The organism is Mycobacterium shottsii (assembly GCF_010728525.1).
Lineage (GTDB): Bacteria > Actinomycetota > Actinomycetes > Mycobacteriales > Mycobacteriaceae > Mycobacterium > Mycobacterium marinum.
Genome location: NZ_AP022572.1, coordinates 4,223,663 through 4,238,044 on the forward strand (window position 1 = coordinate 4,223,663; position 14,382 = coordinate 4,238,044).

The 14,382-nt window shown below is 62.7% G+C and carries 17 protein-coding genes and 4 pseudogenes; 12 read left to right on the top strand and 9 right to left on the bottom strand.

From position 1 onward, the window contains the following. The first annotated feature begins 56 nt into the window (after nt 1-56). From G6N41_RS19575 to G6N41_RS19590, 4 genes and pseudogenes are all read left to right on the top strand, one after another. On the top strand, nt 57-485 hold the full coding sequence (locus tag G6N41_RS19575) for a cellulose-binding domain-containing protein (protein ID WP_012394646.1): 429 nt from the start codon (nt 57-59) through the stop codon (nt 483-485). A gap of 164 nt (nt 486-649) precedes the next feature. Then, nucleotides 650-862: pseudogene (locus tag G6N41_RS29625) on the top strand (nucleotide-binding protein); the annotation flags it as partial. 48 nt (nt 863-910) lie between these two features. After that, a pseudogene (locus tag G6N41_RS19585) lies at nt 911-1,784 on the top strand (IS5 family transposase). Nucleotides 1,785-1,808: 24 nt separating this feature from the next. Further along, nucleotides 1,809-2,474 (top strand): ParA family protein, encoded by a 666-nt coding sequence (locus tag G6N41_RS19590; protein WP_231608608.1) that lies wholly within the window; start codon nt 1,809-1,811, stop codon nt 2,472-2,474. A gap of 92 nt (nt 2,475-2,566) precedes the next feature. Here G6N41_RS19590 and G6N41_RS19595 read toward each other — a convergent pair whose 3' ends face one another. From G6N41_RS19595 to G6N41_RS19605, 4 genes are all read right to left on the bottom strand, one after another. Next, nucleotides 2,567-3,394, bottom strand: coding sequence for a DUF1906 domain-containing protein (locus G6N41_RS19595; RefSeq protein WP_020729183.1), 828 nt, complete (start codon nt 3,392-3,394; stop codon nt 2,567-2,569). 327 nt (nt 3,395-3,721) lie between these two features. Next, entirely contained in the window at nt 3,722-3,925 is a 204-nt protein-coding gene (locus G6N41_RS30110) for a GMC oxidoreductase (RefSeq protein WP_407663647.1), read from the bottom strand. Next, on the bottom strand, nt 3,897-5,408 hold the full coding sequence (locus tag G6N41_RS19600; RefSeq protein WP_407663649.1) for a GMC family oxidoreductase: 1,512 nt from the start codon (nt 5,406-5,408) through the stop codon (nt 3,897-3,899). Before G6N41_RS19600 ends, G6N41_RS30110 begins: the two co-directional genes overlap by 29 nt. Nucleotides 5,409-5,656: 248 nt before the next feature. Then, a complete protein-coding gene (locus G6N41_RS19605) occupies nt 5,657-6,007 on the bottom strand; it encodes a cupin domain-containing protein (protein ID WP_198965431.1) in 351 nt (116 codons plus the stop codon). Nucleotides 6,008-6,339: 332 nt separating this feature from the next. Here G6N41_RS19605 and G6N41_RS19610 point away from each other — a divergent pair, with 332 nt between their 5' ends. The 6 genes from G6N41_RS19610 to G6N41_RS19635 all read left to right on the top strand — a co-directional run bounded on the left by G6N41_RS19610 (nt 6,340) and on the right by G6N41_RS19635 (nt 9,190). Continuing rightward, the gene (locus G6N41_RS19610) at nt 6,340-6,546 is read left to right on the top strand and encodes an antitoxin MazE-like protein (protein ID WP_036455700.1); all 207 of its coding nucleotides are present in this window, start codon (nt 6,340-6,342) and stop codon (nt 6,544-6,546) included. Continuing rightward, nucleotides 6,543-6,875 (top strand): type II toxin-antitoxin system PemK/MazF family toxin, encoded by a 333-nt coding sequence (locus tag G6N41_RS19615; RefSeq protein ID WP_198965432.1) that lies wholly within the window; start codon nt 6,543-6,545, stop codon nt 6,873-6,875. The genes G6N41_RS19610 and G6N41_RS19615 overlap by 4 nt, the downstream gene beginning before the upstream one ends. A 780-nt stretch (nt 6,876-7,655) precedes the next feature. After that, complete coding sequence (locus G6N41_RS28925; RefSeq protein ID WP_259594304.1) at nt 7,656-7,823, top strand: MbcA/ParS/Xre antitoxin family protein; 168 nt, start codon at nt 7,656-7,658, stop codon at nt 7,821-7,823. Further along, nucleotides 7,824-8,378 carry an RES domain-containing protein gene (locus G6N41_RS19625; protein ID WP_020729188.1) on the top strand — a complete coding sequence of 185 codons (555 nt, stop codon included), beginning with the start codon at nt 7,824-7,826 and terminating at the stop codon, nt 8,376-8,378. Nucleotides 8,379-8,655: 277 nt separating this feature from the next. Beyond that, on the top strand, nt 8,656-8,889 hold the full coding sequence (locus G6N41_RS19630; protein WP_020729189.1) for a hypothetical protein: 234 nt from the start codon (nt 8,656-8,658) through the stop codon (nt 8,887-8,889). After that, on the top strand, nt 8,879-9,190 hold the full coding sequence (locus G6N41_RS19635) for a type II toxin-antitoxin system PemK/MazF family toxin (RefSeq protein WP_020729190.1): 312 nt from the start codon (nt 8,879-8,881) through the stop codon (nt 9,188-9,190). The genes G6N41_RS19630 and G6N41_RS19635 overlap by 11 nt, the downstream gene beginning before the upstream one ends. A 252-nt stretch (nt 9,191-9,442) precedes the next feature. On the opposite strand, the gene G6N41_RS19640 is transcribed toward G6N41_RS19635, so the two are convergent. Then, nucleotides 9,443-10,168, bottom strand: a complete 726-nt coding sequence (locus tag G6N41_RS19640) for a hypothetical protein (RefSeq protein ID WP_198968070.1) — start codon at nt 10,166-10,168, stop codon at nt 9,443-9,445. Here G6N41_RS19640 and G6N41_RS19645 point away from each other — a divergent pair. Further along, nucleotides 10,167-11,239 (top strand): annotated as a pseudogene (locus G6N41_RS19645) (IS3-like element ISMyma1 family transposase). The gene G6N41_RS19640 and the pseudogene G6N41_RS19645 overlap by 2 nt on opposite strands. A 68-nt stretch (nt 11,240-11,307) precedes the next feature. Here G6N41_RS19645 and G6N41_RS19650 read toward each other — a convergent pair. Genes G6N41_RS19650 through G6N41_RS19665 form a run of 4 tightly spaced genes read right to left on the bottom strand, consistent with a single transcriptional unit; the run spans nt 11,308 to nt 12,566 of the window. After that, on the bottom strand, nt 11,308-11,856 hold the full coding sequence (locus G6N41_RS19650) for a hypothetical protein (RefSeq protein ID WP_231608476.1): 549 nt from the start codon (nt 11,854-11,856) through the stop codon (nt 11,308-11,310). Nucleotides 11,857-11,861: 5 nt separating this feature from the next. After that, nucleotides 11,862-12,023, bottom strand: a complete 162-nt coding sequence (locus G6N41_RS19655) for a hypothetical protein (protein WP_198913342.1) — start codon at nt 12,021-12,023, stop codon at nt 11,862-11,864. Then, nucleotides 11,999-12,280 carry a hypothetical protein gene (locus tag G6N41_RS19660; protein WP_198965176.1) on the bottom strand — a complete coding sequence of 94 codons (282 nt, stop codon included), beginning with the start codon at nt 12,278-12,280 and terminating at the stop codon, nt 11,999-12,001. Before G6N41_RS19660 ends, G6N41_RS19655 begins: the two co-directional genes overlap by 25 nt. Further along, nucleotides 12,225-12,566, bottom strand: a complete 342-nt coding sequence (locus G6N41_RS19665) for a hypothetical protein (RefSeq protein ID WP_198968071.1) — start codon at nt 12,564-12,566, stop codon at nt 12,225-12,227. Before G6N41_RS19665 ends, G6N41_RS19660 begins: the two co-directional genes overlap by 56 nt. Before the next feature lie 848 nt (nt 12,567-13,414). Between G6N41_RS19665 and istA the strand changes: the two are divergent. After that, nucleotides 13,415-14,331 (top strand): annotated as a pseudogene (istA, locus tag G6N41_RS19670) (IS21 family transposase); the annotation flags it as partial. Between the last annotated feature and the right edge of the window lie 51 nt (nt 14,332-14,382).

Consider the following 14,382-nt stretch of genomic DNA (forward strand, 5'->3'; position numbering starts at 1 on the left):
AGCCCACCCGCGACGCAACGGCCAATATCGCTTTGATGTCTCTAGTGTTGGCTGTCATGGCCAGACTGGACAGCTTCGTGAAGCGCTGGCGTACAGCGCTTCACGTCACCCTGTTGGCGTTGATGGTCGCCATCCCCGGACTCGCCATTAGCCCCGAGGCTCACGCAGCCGCGGCCACGGCAACGTTGACGGTGGAACATACGTGGCAGACCGGCTTCATCGCGCGCTTCGCGATCACCAACGCGAGCCTGGTACCGATGAGCGACTGGCGGCTTGAATTCGACTTGCCGGCGGGAGAATCAATCTCGCACGCGTGGAATAGCACCGTCGCGCAATCCGGCACGCACTATGTTGTGAGCCCCGCGAACTGGAATCGCGTCATTGCACCTGGCGGTTCAGCTACCGGTGGATTCCGAGGAGTGTTGCTCGGCACGTACTCGCCACCGACCAATTGCATGCTCAACCGACAATATCGTTGCTCCTAGGAGCACTCCGAGGTCCAGAAGTCATCAGCCCTCGCGATGCGCCGGTGCAGCATCGGCGCTGGATATGCCATGTCCCGCCTGGGCGTCCGACCGAAGCCGCCAAGTTGAGCTCGATGATCGGCTGTGCAGAATTCCGGCAACCTATAGGCTAACTACCGCGCGCGATGTATGGCCATAGCACGAACGTGACGGAGGGATGTAGCGCAGGTGAGTCAGGCACTCGGCGGAGGCACGCAGTGGTAGCCGTGTCGGCGCTGGTGCTTTCCGGCAAGGGCGGAACAGCGAAAACGCTTTGGCAGATGATGCTGGCAGGGGAAGCGTCGCGAGCCGGGATCTCGACCTTGCTGGTCGACGCAGACCCAGAGCGGAATCTGTCTAGGGCGTGTCTGCTTAATGTGAATGGTGTTTTGGCTGATGCTGTTTGGGTGATGCGGACGCATGCGATTTCTGATGATTTGTGGTCGCTGATCGTGGCGGTGTTGCCTGCGGGGCGGCGGCGTGGCCGGCCGTGGAACGATCATCGACGTACTCTGGAGGGCATTATCTGGCGTTACCGTACGGGATCTCCGTGGTGTGACCTGCCCGAGCACTTCGGTCCCTGGCAATCGGTGGCCGAGAGGCATCTACGCTGGTCGGTCGATGGCATCTACGCGCGGATCTTCGCGGCGATCGCCTCTGACCTCGACGCCGAGGACGCCGACCTGGGCGCACTGTTGTCGGTCGATTCGACCAGTGTGCGCGCCCACCAACACGCAGCCGGAGCGCGCTCCGGGCGCCGCACAGGGGGATCTGTCGAATTACAAGAAATATCTCGATGAGCCCGATGACCACGCCATTGGGCGTTCCCGCGGCGGGCTGACTACCAAGATCCACGCCTTGACCGACCAGCTGTGCAGTCCGGTCACCCTGGCACTGTCGGCCGGTCAAGCCGGTGATAATCCGATGCTTTGGCCACTGCTGGCCGCCCGGTGCAGCAACTCATACGCCCCGTTTCACCTGCTGGCGGACAAGGCGTACTCCCATGACTCGACGCGGGCACAGCTGCGCCGGCTCAAGATCGCCCATACCATCCCCGAGCGCAGCGACCAGATCACCCGCCGCAAAGCCAAAGGCCGCAACAGAGGACGGCCTCCGGGGTTCTCAGGCCGAATCTACAAGCACCGCAACACCGTCGAGCGAAGCTTCAACCGGCTCAAACACTGGCGCGCGGTCGCCACCTGCTACGACAAATACGCCCTGACCTACCTCAGCGGTGTCACCCTGGCCGCCATCATCACCTACCACCGCGTCCGCAATTAGCAGACAGGACCTAATCACTTTGGGGTGTCGCAGCATTCAACCGGCTTGGGTTCCGTCCTAGAAGATGCCGGAATCGACTTTTGGGGCAAGCCCGACCAGGGCGCCAAGCGGATACCCGAAGAGATTATTGAAACCGCATGGCCCTCGGTGGATTTGGTGCCCGCCGGCGCTTCGTTAGGCCGCGTCGCGGGCATAGGCGTATCGGACACCGGGTTGTTGCAGCGCATCTTTACAGTTGCGGGGATATTCGACCGCTATGAACCTCTGCTGATCGACACCGGCGGTCGCACCGGCTCTTTGGAAGCGCTGGCAATGCATCTAGGTGATGTGGCATACGCGCCGATCACCCCAACCCTCGATGCGGTACGGAAAGCCAAGGAGGCGCGGAACAGGGTGGAAAGTGTCCAACGAACACATCCACTCAGATGGTGCGGTGTTGTCTTGTCCGCCTTCGACAGTCGGATCGGCATCGAGCGGTCGATCCGGGAAAAGGCGTACCGCGAGTTTGGCGACGAAGTCCGCGCCGAGGTGCCGCGCCGTGCCGTCATAAATGAGGCTTTCCAAGGCGGCACGCGGCTCGGTGATTGCCACGACACCATCGCGACCAATCTCGCGCGAGTCTTCCAAGACTTCCTGGAACGCGACCTGTTGGGTCGACCCGCTAGTACGCCCCCGAACGTGCAGCCCTGACGAATCGATGGTTGGCGTAATAACACCGGTGAGGCTCTTGGGGTCTGTATGTCGCACGCGATGATGCCGAGCTCAGCGAACGCCAGCAGCGGCTATCGCGCATCGCCAGTCCGATGCCCCTGATGGAGGTTCCACTGTCCGCAGTCCGGTGCCAGAACGTCGTTGACGTCGACTTCGAATCCGCCGACCCGCGGGCCAGGACTGGACTTGGTGCTCACGACGCGCTGGTAGAGAACGGCGGCCGGGTAGATCCGATGGCCGGACCAGGCTCGAGTTTGCCAGGCCCACCGGCGGCCGGGTGTGCCCGAAGACCCGATAACACCATCGGCCGCGGCCCACTGACACACATCGATTCCTCCGTAAACCCCGGTACGTTGAACCCCAAGAACCGAGTTGATTCCGCGAAACCATTGCAGCGCAACGCGGTTCCAGGTATCGCGATTGATGTCCTCGTCGACCGTGAAGAAGATCGGCGCACCTTGGCCGCCGCCCGCGGCGGTGTGCAGCTGCCAGGCGGTGCGCGCATCCGCGACGCCGCCGGCATAGCCCCGCGTGAAGTCCGACGGCGCTGACCCACCCGGTTTGCCGTATTGGTAGTTACTGACTATCACCAAGCCCGCGGCCGTCAGTGAATCGGCGTAGCGCCGGGTAATCGGCTTAGCGCCAAACGATGAGCCGGGCCGCGACAGCGAAACGTAGTTGACCACACCGCTGTAGCCGGCAGCTCGGATCTGCTGCGCCGGAATCTGCTGCGCGGCGAAGTCGATCAGTCGAGGGGGAGCGGCGGCGGCCGCGGTGGGCATGCCGCAGGCCGCCGATGCGGCACCGAGCCCGGCCAACGCAGTCGTGTAGCGCAGCGCGTCGCGCCGGGAAATCGCTCGCAATCGAACAGCACTGGGCGGCAGGGGCAAATTGTGCATCGCGCGATGTTAACGATGTGACTGCTGTTGCCGATAGACCTGCGCCAGCCGAAACGCGGGTGCGTTCCCAAATGGATACCAAGCGGTGACCGTTCGGCAATGGCCACGCCGAATGAGAACGCCTCGGCGTGTCGTTGGTGGGGCCGTCGACGTACGCTTAAGCTTGCGGCTACTGGTAACCCGCCATCTTCGGTCTCTGCATAGTCATTCGGCCCAAGTGTCCGAATAGTCTCGAGTGTGCGTCCAAAGTGCGGCCAACGCCCGCGACTCCGAGCTGCCAAGTGATGCTTGGGAGTGGCGGTTGGCGACCACGCGGTATTGACCGACTCATCCCAGGATCGCCCGCGCTGCGCGCTCTGCGACCAACATGACTGGCGCGTTGGTGTTCCCGGAAGTGATGGTGGGCATCGCCGACGCATCAGCCACTCGAAGACCGACGACGCGGTACACGCGACAGTCGGTGTCGAGCACCGTGGCGGCCGACCTCGGCCTACCGCGTACGTCAAAGGCTCCCATCGCGCAGGTGCCCACTGGATGAAAGATAGTTGTGCCGAGTTCGCGGGCCGCCTTCTGCCAAGTCTTCGTCGCTCACCAGTTGCGGGCCGGGAAGCAACTCTTCTGGGCAGTAGCGGGCCAGCGACGGTGCCGCCATGATCTGCCGGGTCATCCGGAGGCCGCGCACGGCTAGTTGACGATCCTGGTCGGTGGACAGGTAATTGCAGAGGATCTTTGGCTTGGTCAGCGGATCTCCACTGGCTATGCGCACGTGGCCACGCGAGCTGGGTCGCAGATTGCACACCGAGGGAGTGATCGCTCCGAAACGGTGCAGGGGTTCGCCGAATTTCGGCAACGACAAGGGCTGCACATGCCACTCCAAATCGGGACTGGCCAGCGCGGGTTCGCTTTTGGCGAAGGCGCCCAGCGTGGAGGGCGGCATGGTCAAGGGCCCCGATCGCAGCAGTAGGTACTGAAGTCCCATGCCTGCACGGCTGATCCAATTCCGGTACAGCGTGTTGACGGTCCGGGCGCCCCGGACCCGGTAGATCGTTCGCAGCTGCAGGTGGTCCTGGAGGTTTTCACCCACTCCCGGCAGGTCGACGGCCACCGGCACTTGATGCTCGGTAAGCAGCCCGGCCGGGCCCAGACCCGAGGCCTGCATCAGCTGCGGCGACCCGATCGCTCCGGCGCTCAGGATCACCTCTCGGCGGGCTTGGACGTCGACGATTTGGCCATCTTTGAGCAGCCGCACGCCGGTGGCGCGGTGCTGAGCTGTGGTCCAGGCACCGCGACGCTGATCTTCGTGAACCTGGTTGTCCACCAGTAGCTTTAAGGCCTGAGTCTGGGTGTAGATGGTGAGATTAGACCGGTGGGCGACGGGATGCAGGAAAGCATCGGCCATCGACCAGCGCCGGCCACGCCGTTGGTTGACATGAAAGTACGCACTACCGGCGTTGTCTCCCCGGTTGAACTCGTCGATCGGGGCAATGCCCACCTGGGCAGCAGCGGCCTGCCAGGCGTCGAGGATCTTCCAATGCACTCTTGGCCGCTCGACGCGAATCTCGCCACCGGCGCCGTGCCAGTCGTCGGCTCCGCCGAAGTAGTTTTCCAACTTCTGGTAGATCGCCAGTGTCTCGCCGGAGCTGTCCGGGCCGCCCCAAAGCCATCGGTCGTCGCCGGTGGCCTGCGCCCATAGGTCGTAATCGCTGGCCTGTCCGCGCATGTGGATCATGGCGTTGATCGATGAGCAGCCGCCGATCACGCGCCCCCGTGCGTAGTGAATGCTGCGGCCGGCCAGACCCGGGTCAGCCTCGGTCGTGAAGCACCAGTCGGTGCGGGGGTTGGCAATTGTGTACAGGTAGCCCACCGGCACCTTGATCCAGAACCAGTTGTCCTTGCCGCCGGCCTCGATCAAGAGCACACGGTGATCAGGGTTGGCGCTGAGCCGGTTGGCGAGCAGGCAGCCCGCACTGCCTGCTCCTACGATGATGAAGTCGAATTCGGCGACCGGGCTCATTGCGGCATCGGTCCTCCATCTCATGCGTGTTCTAGTGTCACGCGAAGACAGCCCTATCCGACGCCAGTCGGATAGGGCTGTCCGGCATCAGTCTTGTCATCCGGCAACTGCAGAATGCCATCTTCAGAGACATGGTCGTAGCGCGACTGTCTCGACGGTGTCCTCATCTTCGTTGCAGCGGACGTCACCGATCGGGGTTGTATCCGAGGACGTCACGCTCAACGCCCCCTCAGGATGCCCGTCACCACTCAAACCTCGTCGGTGGGCGGCGCCGGAATGCGGTCGTAGGCGCCAACCCCCTGGACGATCAGGTAAGTGGCCAACTCGGCCCCGTTGTTCCGTACAACATGGGGCCGCCCAGGTCGGACCCGGAACTCGACTCCGGGGGCTAGCTCGATCCGCTCGACCGGATCCCGGGTCTCGACCTCGACGTTGCCGGTGATGCCGACGAAATAGTCCACGATCTGACTGTGCAGGTGCCATGGCAGCACCCCGTGCGGCGCCAGGGTGAAGCGGCTGACGCGAAGGTCGGGCGTCTCCATGACAACGTCGATGGCGGCAACACCGCCGCCATACTGGGCGAGCTCCTGGTCTGGCATGCCAGCCTCCATTCACTGGTTGTGCCGGATGACCGCCGCATGGTAGCTGGGTCACCCATGGCCGCGAAAGGAGTGCAGCGAGACCGCGAGGAACAAACGCTATCTTGCGTGAGCAACCGGGTACTTGCCGAGCAAACCGCAGCGGTCGCCCCAGGCCGACTCGGCAAAAGTGTCGGGTTGCTAAGCCTCGACGAAATGCGCAGTGCTGACGACCATCTTCAGGTAGCTCAGGCGAACCGTCGAGCGGGAGCTGTGGCATGGATGTCTGTTTGCTGCCCGGCCGATCTGACTATCCGGCCGCGCAGATCATGCGTTACATGTAACACGGCGGCATGGCGGTTAGGGACAGGGTCGGCGAGTACCGACGGCGGATGCGGGAGCGGGGCCTGCGGCCGCTGCAGGTCTGGGTGCCTGACGTGCGCACTGAGAGTTTTGCTGCCGAGGCGCATCGTCAGGCTTCGTTGGTCGCACGAGCGGACGAACGCGGCGATGATCAGGACTTCATTGAGGCCATCTCGACGCCATGGGATGAGGAGTGAATAGAGGGGAGATCTGGACCGTAGCGGGGGACGTCTACGCGACCAAACCGCATCCCGCGGTGATTGTTCAGGATGATCTCTTTGATGCCACGAGTTCGGTGACGGTTGCTCCGATGTCCAGCACCCTGTTGGATGCGCCGTTGATGCGCATCCGAATAGCCGGCGGAGACGGCCGGTTATCCGGACTTGATCACAACAGTGACGTGATGATCGACAAGCTCACAACCGTGAAAAGGTCGAACGTCCATGCCCGAGTCGGTCGGCTGACAGCGGAGCAAGTCGTCGAGGTCGAGCGAGTGATGATGGCATTCCTCGGCCTTGCGCGATAGGCGAGTGTCCGTTCCTGACGAGCTTGAATACGGAGGGCTGATCAATAGGTGAGAGTGCTGCTTCTCGATACCGACATGGCCGTCGATGCGGCGAAAGCCAGCTTCGATTCCACGCCACCATGGAGACGTACATGCGTCAGACCACTACGAGTATCAGGTTTGGCGATATTCGCACGCTGCGCGAATAACCAACTTACTACTGGTAACCCGCCATATTCGATTCCGCCGTATTCCTCCCGACACGCAGCGATGCATCACTTGAGATGTGGTGGCGGAGCGGCACTGATCGCCGGCGTGGCTGCAGCCGGATCAACCGGAGAGTCCCTGCAGAGGTTTGAGGCAACTTAGTTCGCTGAAGCGTGTGCGATCGTCTGGTGCATCAGTGATCCTTCGGTTTGCTCGGATCGAGTGGCGAGACTTCCCGCCTACGCTGGGGCCCAGTTGGTCGTCACGTTGCAGCCCACGAAAAAAATTGGGTACAGTGATGATATGGCTACAAAGAAGGCTGGCGGCGCTAAGAGTGCGTCGAAGAAGGTGGCCGTCAGAGCTCCGGTGAAGAGGGCGCCCACAGCAAAGGCGGCCGCAGTGGGGGCCCGGAAGAGCCGGGTGGCGGCTGATGATCCCCTGTCTGAACAGCGGGTCCTGTACCTCGCGAACGTGTTCTCGCGTGCACAGCTGGCGAAGTTGATTGGCGTCAGCCCATCGCAGACCTCCCGATGGGCATCAGGCGAAGAGCGTCCTGGCCCCGCCGCAGCTCCGGCGCTAATTGATCTAGAACATATGTATTCGCGCGCGCGCTTGGTGTGGGGTGGCGACTCAGCGCGTATCTGGATGGAAAGCGCTAACGCCTTCCTCGGGGGAGCCCGACCGCTTGATGTTCTAATAACCGAAGGAGCCTCTCGGGTCCTTCAAGCGCTTGACGCAGAGATGTGGGGCGGGGCGGCGTGAGTGCTGGTATATCGCGTCTTTCCCTACCTTGAAGCGGCTCCGCTTGGCGAGCCGGGGCATCCTCTCTATGAGCACCGCCCGCAGCGCGGTGGCCGGGCTGACCACCCCGACTATTACGTGTGGTACGTGGCCCGCCAATCCGAAGCCGCGTGCGGCGAGGCGTTCGGCAACCTGTCGCGCTGGATCGACTCAATGTTCGATTTTCCGGCAGTGCCCGGTGCACGGAAGACTCTCGGACTGTATGAACTGCCCGACGATCTGCGCGTTTGCGACCTTGATGATCCGCACCGCCTAGTAGAGCTAGGGCTTCGACCGACACAGATCGTCACTCGCAACCTGGCAGTCACTTCGGAGTGGGCGCACCGGATCTGGTCGCAGCGTTCTCCTGCCATTGATGACCGAAAATGGCAGGCGGTGCAGTGGTGGTCCTTCCACCGGCCGACTTGGACCGTCATCGCCAGCTGGGAACGGCCCAAGCTCGTCGAACTCGAGCATCTGAACCTCGACCATCCAGCCGTTGTCGCGGCAGCCAAGAGCCTCAACCGCCCTCTATAGACAATCTGGCTCCGGAAGGGATCTGCGACCTAGCTGACGCCGCCAAGGGCTTACCGGCGTATTCATCATCGTCGTCAACGACCGAAAACCGTTGGACCGCAGGGTAATACGACGAACTTTGCTGGTAGCCCGCCATATTCGATCCCGCCGCATTCCACTTGAATCGAGCGCGACGCGGGCACCGGGCAGGACTGGTGCTACTGGGGTTGCCGCTGCCAGGAGAAAACCGCTCATGTGACCCCAGCGATCGTCTTACAAAATATCGTACACTGTTGCAATGGCTGACACCATCACCTTCAGGCCCGACGAAGACACAACGAAGGCGCTGGAGGTCTTGACCAAAGATGGAACTGCCGTGTCCGTAGCCGTTCGATCTGCACTTATCGATGCCGCACGACGGAAGGCCAGCGCGGCGATTCGTGCCGAGGCGGAAAGGCTTGCTGAAGACGAGTCCGACCGCGCTGAGGCCATGCAGGTGCTCCGCGACATGGAGACGTTGCGTGCGTGGTGAGGTCTTTCAGTTGCGTGCCCCGCGGGGGAGTCGCGGTCACGAGCAGTCCGGTTCCCGCTACGCCGTAGTAGTCCAGTCAGATCAACTGCCCTTGTCGACCTGGCTGGTTGCACCAACATCCACGTCGGCTCGCGCCGCGAGCTTTCGTCCCGAAGTTGAAATCGCCGGCGTGAACACCCGAGTGCTTGCCGAACAGGCCGCCGCGGTCGACCCGGGCCGGCTCGGCACGAGCGTCGGGTTCCTGAGCTTCGATGAGATGCGCCGAGTTGATGCGGCACTGCGCATCGTCCTCGATCTATGAGTATCCGGCAGCCTCTCTATAGCCAATGGATACGAGGCTTTTTGGCCGACGCGGCGGGTGACGGCCGCTCGCCACCGGCATGGCGGGCGAAAAGTCCTGCAACGCAGCCGAAACGACGGGAGGAGCGGTGGCGACAAATGTCCGGTCTCAATTTAGTTGGCGGTCTTGAACTGCTATCCGCCATTCAATTTGAGACATGGCAGCCGTCGCATGTCTCATTTAATACGGCGGTTCCGGCTAAGCTCGCGCCGCTCAGGATACGAGGGGGATCGACGCGAGGCTTGGAAATCGCTTTATGACCTTTACTGCCTGCGCGTGACCTGTTGCGGCTGCGCGTGCCACCAATGGGCCAATTTCTTTCTTTGACTGCTGCTTTCGGAGTGCCGCCGTCCAGCCGGCGATAGTTTCCTCGGGAAGCTGTGCGAGAATTTCATCGATGTGACCGGGCGCCAAATGGTCTACTGCTGTAACCCAATTCGACAAACCCGCAAAGGGGGGTTGAAAGTTTCGGGTCAGCCCTTCGCAGAATGCTTCGTTGTTCGCCAAGATGACTTCGCGAGCAACGTGTGGTTTCTGCGCGCTCACAAGCTCGATCATCTCAGCTGCCGCATCGTATCGTTGGTCGTATAAACCAAGATCCATGGGGAGCCCACGCTCAACGAGCCGTACCGACAGCTCTGGATGAGTGTGGACTAGGTACCTGTGAATGGCACCGAACGTCTCCTCGTAACTCGCAAGCAATGACAACACTTCATCGCTTCGCACTTGGGCGACCATGTACATGACGAACAGCACGTGTTCGCCAGGCCGGGGGAGCTGCTCGGCAAAATTGCGCTCAAGGCGCTCTAGGTCAATGTTTTGTACAGCCTGTGCCCACTCTTTGGCGGCAGCGTCGGTGTCCTGACCCCGATCGGTTGATCCACGGCTTGTGAGAGTCTTGTGGCCCACGTTGTGGGCAGGAAGGCTCGACAAGATCATGGCGACGAGGAAACGGCACAGTCCGGAGCAGATTGTGCGCAAGCTGATGACCGCGGACGGGCTGTTGGCCGAGTGCAAGGACACCGCGGCGGTCTGCCGCGAGCTGGGGGTCTCTGAGGCTACCTACCACCGGTGGCGCAACCAGTTCGGCGGCCTGAAGGCCGAGGACGCTAAACGGCTCAAGGACCTCGAACGCGAGAACGCCGCACTCAAAAGGTTGTTGGCCGATGCCTAGTTGGAGAAGGACGCGCTGTGGGAGATCGCCCGGGGAAACTTTTAGGCCCGGAGCGCCGGCGGGCGGCCGTTCGTCATCTCCAGCGCGTGCTGGGGGTCAGCGAGCGGTTTGCCTGCCGCGTCACCGGGCAGCACCGCGCCACCCAACGCCACGAACCGGTTGCGGGCACGCCGGCCGATCCTGACGCCGCTCTGAGGGAGTGGCTACGCGACTACGCCAACAAGCATCCTCGTCGCGGGTTCCGACCGGCCTACCACGATGCCCGCGGCGAAGGCTGGGAAGTGAACCATAAGAAGGTGCAACGGCTTTGGCGTGAGGAAGGACTGCGGGTCCCGCAGCGTCGCAAGTGCAAACGGCACGGCACCTCCACCGCCCCGCCAGAGGTAGTCGCCGATGCACCCGATCGGGTGTGGGCGGTGGACTTCCAGTTCGACGTGACCACCGATGGGCGGCCGATCAAGATCGTGTCGATCATCGACGAGCACACCCGCCAATGCCTCGGCGGTATGGTCGAGCGCAGCATCACCGGTGATCACCTCACCGAGGAGTTGGGCCGCATAGCCGCCGGGCGCGGGGCCTTACCCGCGGTGCTGCGGTGTGACAACGGACCCGAATTGGCTTGCAGCGCAATGGCAGACTGGGCCGAGGGCCAGGTCGGACTCCACTTCATCCCGCCCGGCGAGCCATGGCGCAACGGCTATGTCGAGTCGTTCAACTCCCGCATCCGCGACGAGTGCCTCAACATCAATAGCTTCTGGTCACTGGCCCAGGCCCGTGTCGTCATCGGCGACTGGAAGCACGAGTACAACCATCATCGGCGGCATTCATCGCCGTGATGCATCAAGTCAAGATGCCTGCGAAACCTGGTTCATGCATCAGGTAAGGAATGCCCGCGAAATCGGGGTCAGGTGGTGGTCTTGCTTTTGATGCGGATGCCGGCTTTGAGGGCGGGTAGAGCGGCGGGTATGGCGGCGAGGTAGAGCTGTTCGGTCTTGTCTTTGGCGAGTCTGAGCAGGGCGGCTTGCAGGTCGGCGATCTGGTGGGCGATCGCGGCGGGGTTGAGGCTGTTGCGGTAGGTGAGCAGCTCTGTTTGTTGGGCCGCTGAGAGGACTCCGGCGGCCAGCAGCCGGTCCAGGGGGGTCTGGGGCTTGTCGTAGAGCCGGCGGCGGTGACCGTCGCGGCTGCAGCCGTAGCTGATGGGTTTGATGGTGGGGGTCAGGTAGTTGAGCCGGTCGTTGACCAGGTGCCACAGCCGGTTGAGCACGGCGCGTTCTTCGTCGGTGTCGTAGCGGTAGTAGAACCCGTAGCGACGCACGAGGTGGTTGTTTTTGGACTCGATGGTGGCCTGGTCGTTCTTCTTGTAGGGTCGTGAGCGGGTGAAGAAGATCTCCATGTCCGCGGCCCACTTGATGACCGCCTTATTGAGGAATTCGGTGCCGTTGTCGAAGTCCAAACCCGTTACCTTATAGGGATTTTAGTAATTCCGGTTTTGAGGGCGCCCAGGATGTGGGGGTGGGCGTTGTTGCGCACCGTGCGGGTGAACACCCAGCCGATGTGCATGTCGGTGAGGTTGACCGTGCGGGCGAACTCACCTTTCAGTGTCGGGCCGCAGTGCGCCACGGTGTCGCCTTCGAAGAACCCCGGAGATTCTTCGGCCTCATCGCCTGCTTTGCAGATGGTGATCGAGGACCGCAGCAGCGGGAGGGTTTCGTCGTCGACACACCCGAGATCTGGTCGCGGGCCTTGGCGCCGCGCAGGTAGCGGTCGATCGTGGCGCTGCTCATCGCCAACAGCTCGGCACGCACCGCCGGGCCGTAACGGTCACGGCCGTCCACCAGTTCGCCGTGGCGTTCTAGAGCATCCAACTGAAGTGCCATGGAAGCGGCCAGATACCGGCCGCACTGCCCGCCTGAGGCCGCCCACACCTTCTGCAACACCTTGAGCGCATCCTAGGTACTTCGGATTGCGTTGCCGGCGAGTCCGTTTGGCGACCTGCCGACCCGCTCCCGGCGGCGCGGCCGCCGCCCTCAACCGCCGCCGGGCGTTGTCACGCGACCAGCCGGTGACCGCCACCACCTGATCCAGAATCTGCCCCTTGTCCGCCTTCGGCGCCCCCACATACCCCCTGGCGAACTTCGCGGTGATCTCGGCCCGAGACGACATCGACAGCCCACTTCCCATGCCTGCCGAGGATCGACCGTTTCGCGGGCATTTTTACGTGATCCACCGAGGACGCTTCACGGGCATTTCTCGTGATGCTTGCCGTGGTGTTGACATCGTCGACCACCTCTTGCCACGCTGGATCGTCACGATGCAAGGAGCTCGCCATAGCGCTGGCTCTGGTGTACGCCTCGGCCAGTGTCGTCGCAGTGGTCCGGTCCGCGGACGTCAACGCGGGAGCCGCATTGACGGCTTGATCTAGCATCAGAGCCCCGTTCACGCTGGTTACGCGGGCGAGCGCTGGATCGCCGCCATTGGTGTCAATCTGCACAGAACGCGCAGCCAGCTTGTACACGTCACACAACTTCTGATGCGCTGCGGCGATCTCCTCAGCTGTATATGTCGGCGAGGCTGTCGTTGTTGGGGCCGCGGCGGATCCTGCGTTCCCTGGGCGCGTGAGTGCCACAACTAGTGCTGCGGCCCCGAGCACAACACCCACTATGGCGATGATGGCCAGGGCGACGAGTGGCCACGTGCGCGGGCTTGCTACCGGCTTGGGAGGATAGTTCGGTACCCATTGCGCGGCGGGTGGGGGGTTAGTAGTCACGCCACAAGGCTATTCGTTGCCGTAAATGTGTTGCCGTGAGTGGAGCATGGAGATGCTGTTGACGACGGTTGAAAGTCCGGCCAGTCGCGACGGCTGAAAAGGCTGTTGACGACGGTTGAAAGTCCGGCCAGTCGCGACGGCTGAAAAGGCTGTTGACGACGGTTGAAAGTCCGGCCAGTCGCGACGGCTGAAAAGTAGGCCACCCAATCAGATTGGATGGGTGATCTCCTTGGAAGACTGAGCTCTGATCCGGCATCTTCACCGCAGCGAGGGTTTATCGCAGCGGGCCATCGCACGGCAACTCGATATCGCACGTGACACCGTGGCCGGGGCGCTGGCCAGTGACGGGCCACCGAAATATCGGCGGGCCTCGACGCCGTCGGCGATCGATGAGGTCGAGCCGCGGATCCGAGCGCTGTTGACGGCCTATCCTCAGCTGCCCGCGACGGTGCTCGCCGAGCGGGTTGGTTGGACGGGTTCGATCTCCTGGTTCCGGGAACGAGTTCGGGCGATCCGCCCGGAGTGCCTGCCCGCCGATCCGGTCGACCGCCTCGCCCATCCACCTGGGCGAACCATCCAGTGCGACCTCTGGTTTCCCGCACCGAAGATTCCGGTCGGATTCGGCCAGGAGGCGATGCTGCCGGTGCTGGTGATGGTCGCGGCGTTTTCCCGGTTCGTCGCCGCGGTGATGCTGCCGTCGCGCCAGACCATGGACCTGGTGGCCGGAATGTGGCAGCTGCTCTCGACCAACTTCGCTGCGGTGCCCCATGAGTTGTGGTGGGACAACGAGGTCGGGATCGGACGTCGCGGCCGGTTGACCGATCCGGTCACCGCCCTGATGGGCACCCTCGGGTCGCGGCTGGTGCAACTCAAACCCTATGACCCCGAATCAAGGGGCATGGTGGAGCGAGCCAACCGGTATCTGGAAACCTCGTTCCTGCCCGGACGCAGCTTCACCTCACCGCATGACTTCAATAATCAACTGGATCAATGGCTTCCCATCGCCAACGCCCGTCGGGTGCGCGTGTTGGATGGGCGTCCGGTCGACTTCCTGGATGCCGACCGGGCTCAGATGCTGGCCCTGCCGCCGCTGCGCCCACGGTCGAGACGGTGACCTCGGTGCGGTTGGGACGCGACTACTACGTCCGGGTGGCCGGCAACGACTAGGGCGTGTCTTCTTAATGTGAATGGTGTTTTGGCTGATGCTGTTTG

Excerpts from the sequence above, each read along its gene's own strand:
- G6N41_RS19575 (WP_012394646.1), top strand. The coding sequence starts at position 57 with ATGGCCAGACTGGACAGCTTCGTGAAGCGCTGGCGTACAGCGCTTCAC.
- G6N41_RS19595 (WP_020729183.1), bottom strand. The coding sequence starts at position 3,394 with ATGCACAATTTGCCCCTGCCGCCCAGTGCTGTTCGATTGCGAGCGATT.
- G6N41_RS19600 (WP_407663649.1), bottom strand. The coding sequence starts at position 5,408 with ATGAGCCCGGTCGCCGAATTCGACTTCATCATCGTAGGAGCAGGCAGT.
- G6N41_RS19605 (WP_198965431.1), bottom strand. The coding sequence starts at position 6,007 with ATGCCAGACCAGGAGCTCGCCCAGTATGGCGGCGGTGTTGCCGCCATC.
- G6N41_RS19610 (WP_036455700.1), top strand. The coding sequence starts at position 6,340 with ATGGCGGTTAGGGACAGGGTCGGCGAGTACCGACGGCGGATGCGGGAG.
- G6N41_RS28925 (WP_259594304.1), top strand. The coding sequence starts at position 7,656 with ATGTATTCGCGCGCGCGCTTGGTGTGGGGTGGCGACTCAGCGCGTATC.
- G6N41_RS19630 (WP_020729189.1), top strand. The coding sequence starts at position 8,656 with ATGGCTGACACCATCACCTTCAGGCCCGACGAAGACACAACGAAGGCG.
- G6N41_RS19640 (WP_198968070.1), bottom strand. The coding sequence starts at position 10,168 with ATGATCTTGTCGAGCCTTCCTGCCCACAACGTGGGCCACAAGACTCTC.
- G6N41_RS19660 (WP_198965176.1), bottom strand. The coding sequence starts at position 12,280 with ATGGCACTTCAGTTGGATGCTCTAGAACGCCACGGCGAACTGGTGGAC.
- G6N41_RS19665 (WP_198968071.1), bottom strand. The coding sequence starts at position 12,566 with ATGTCGTCTCGGGCCGAGATCACCGCGAAGTTCGCCAGGGGGTATGTG.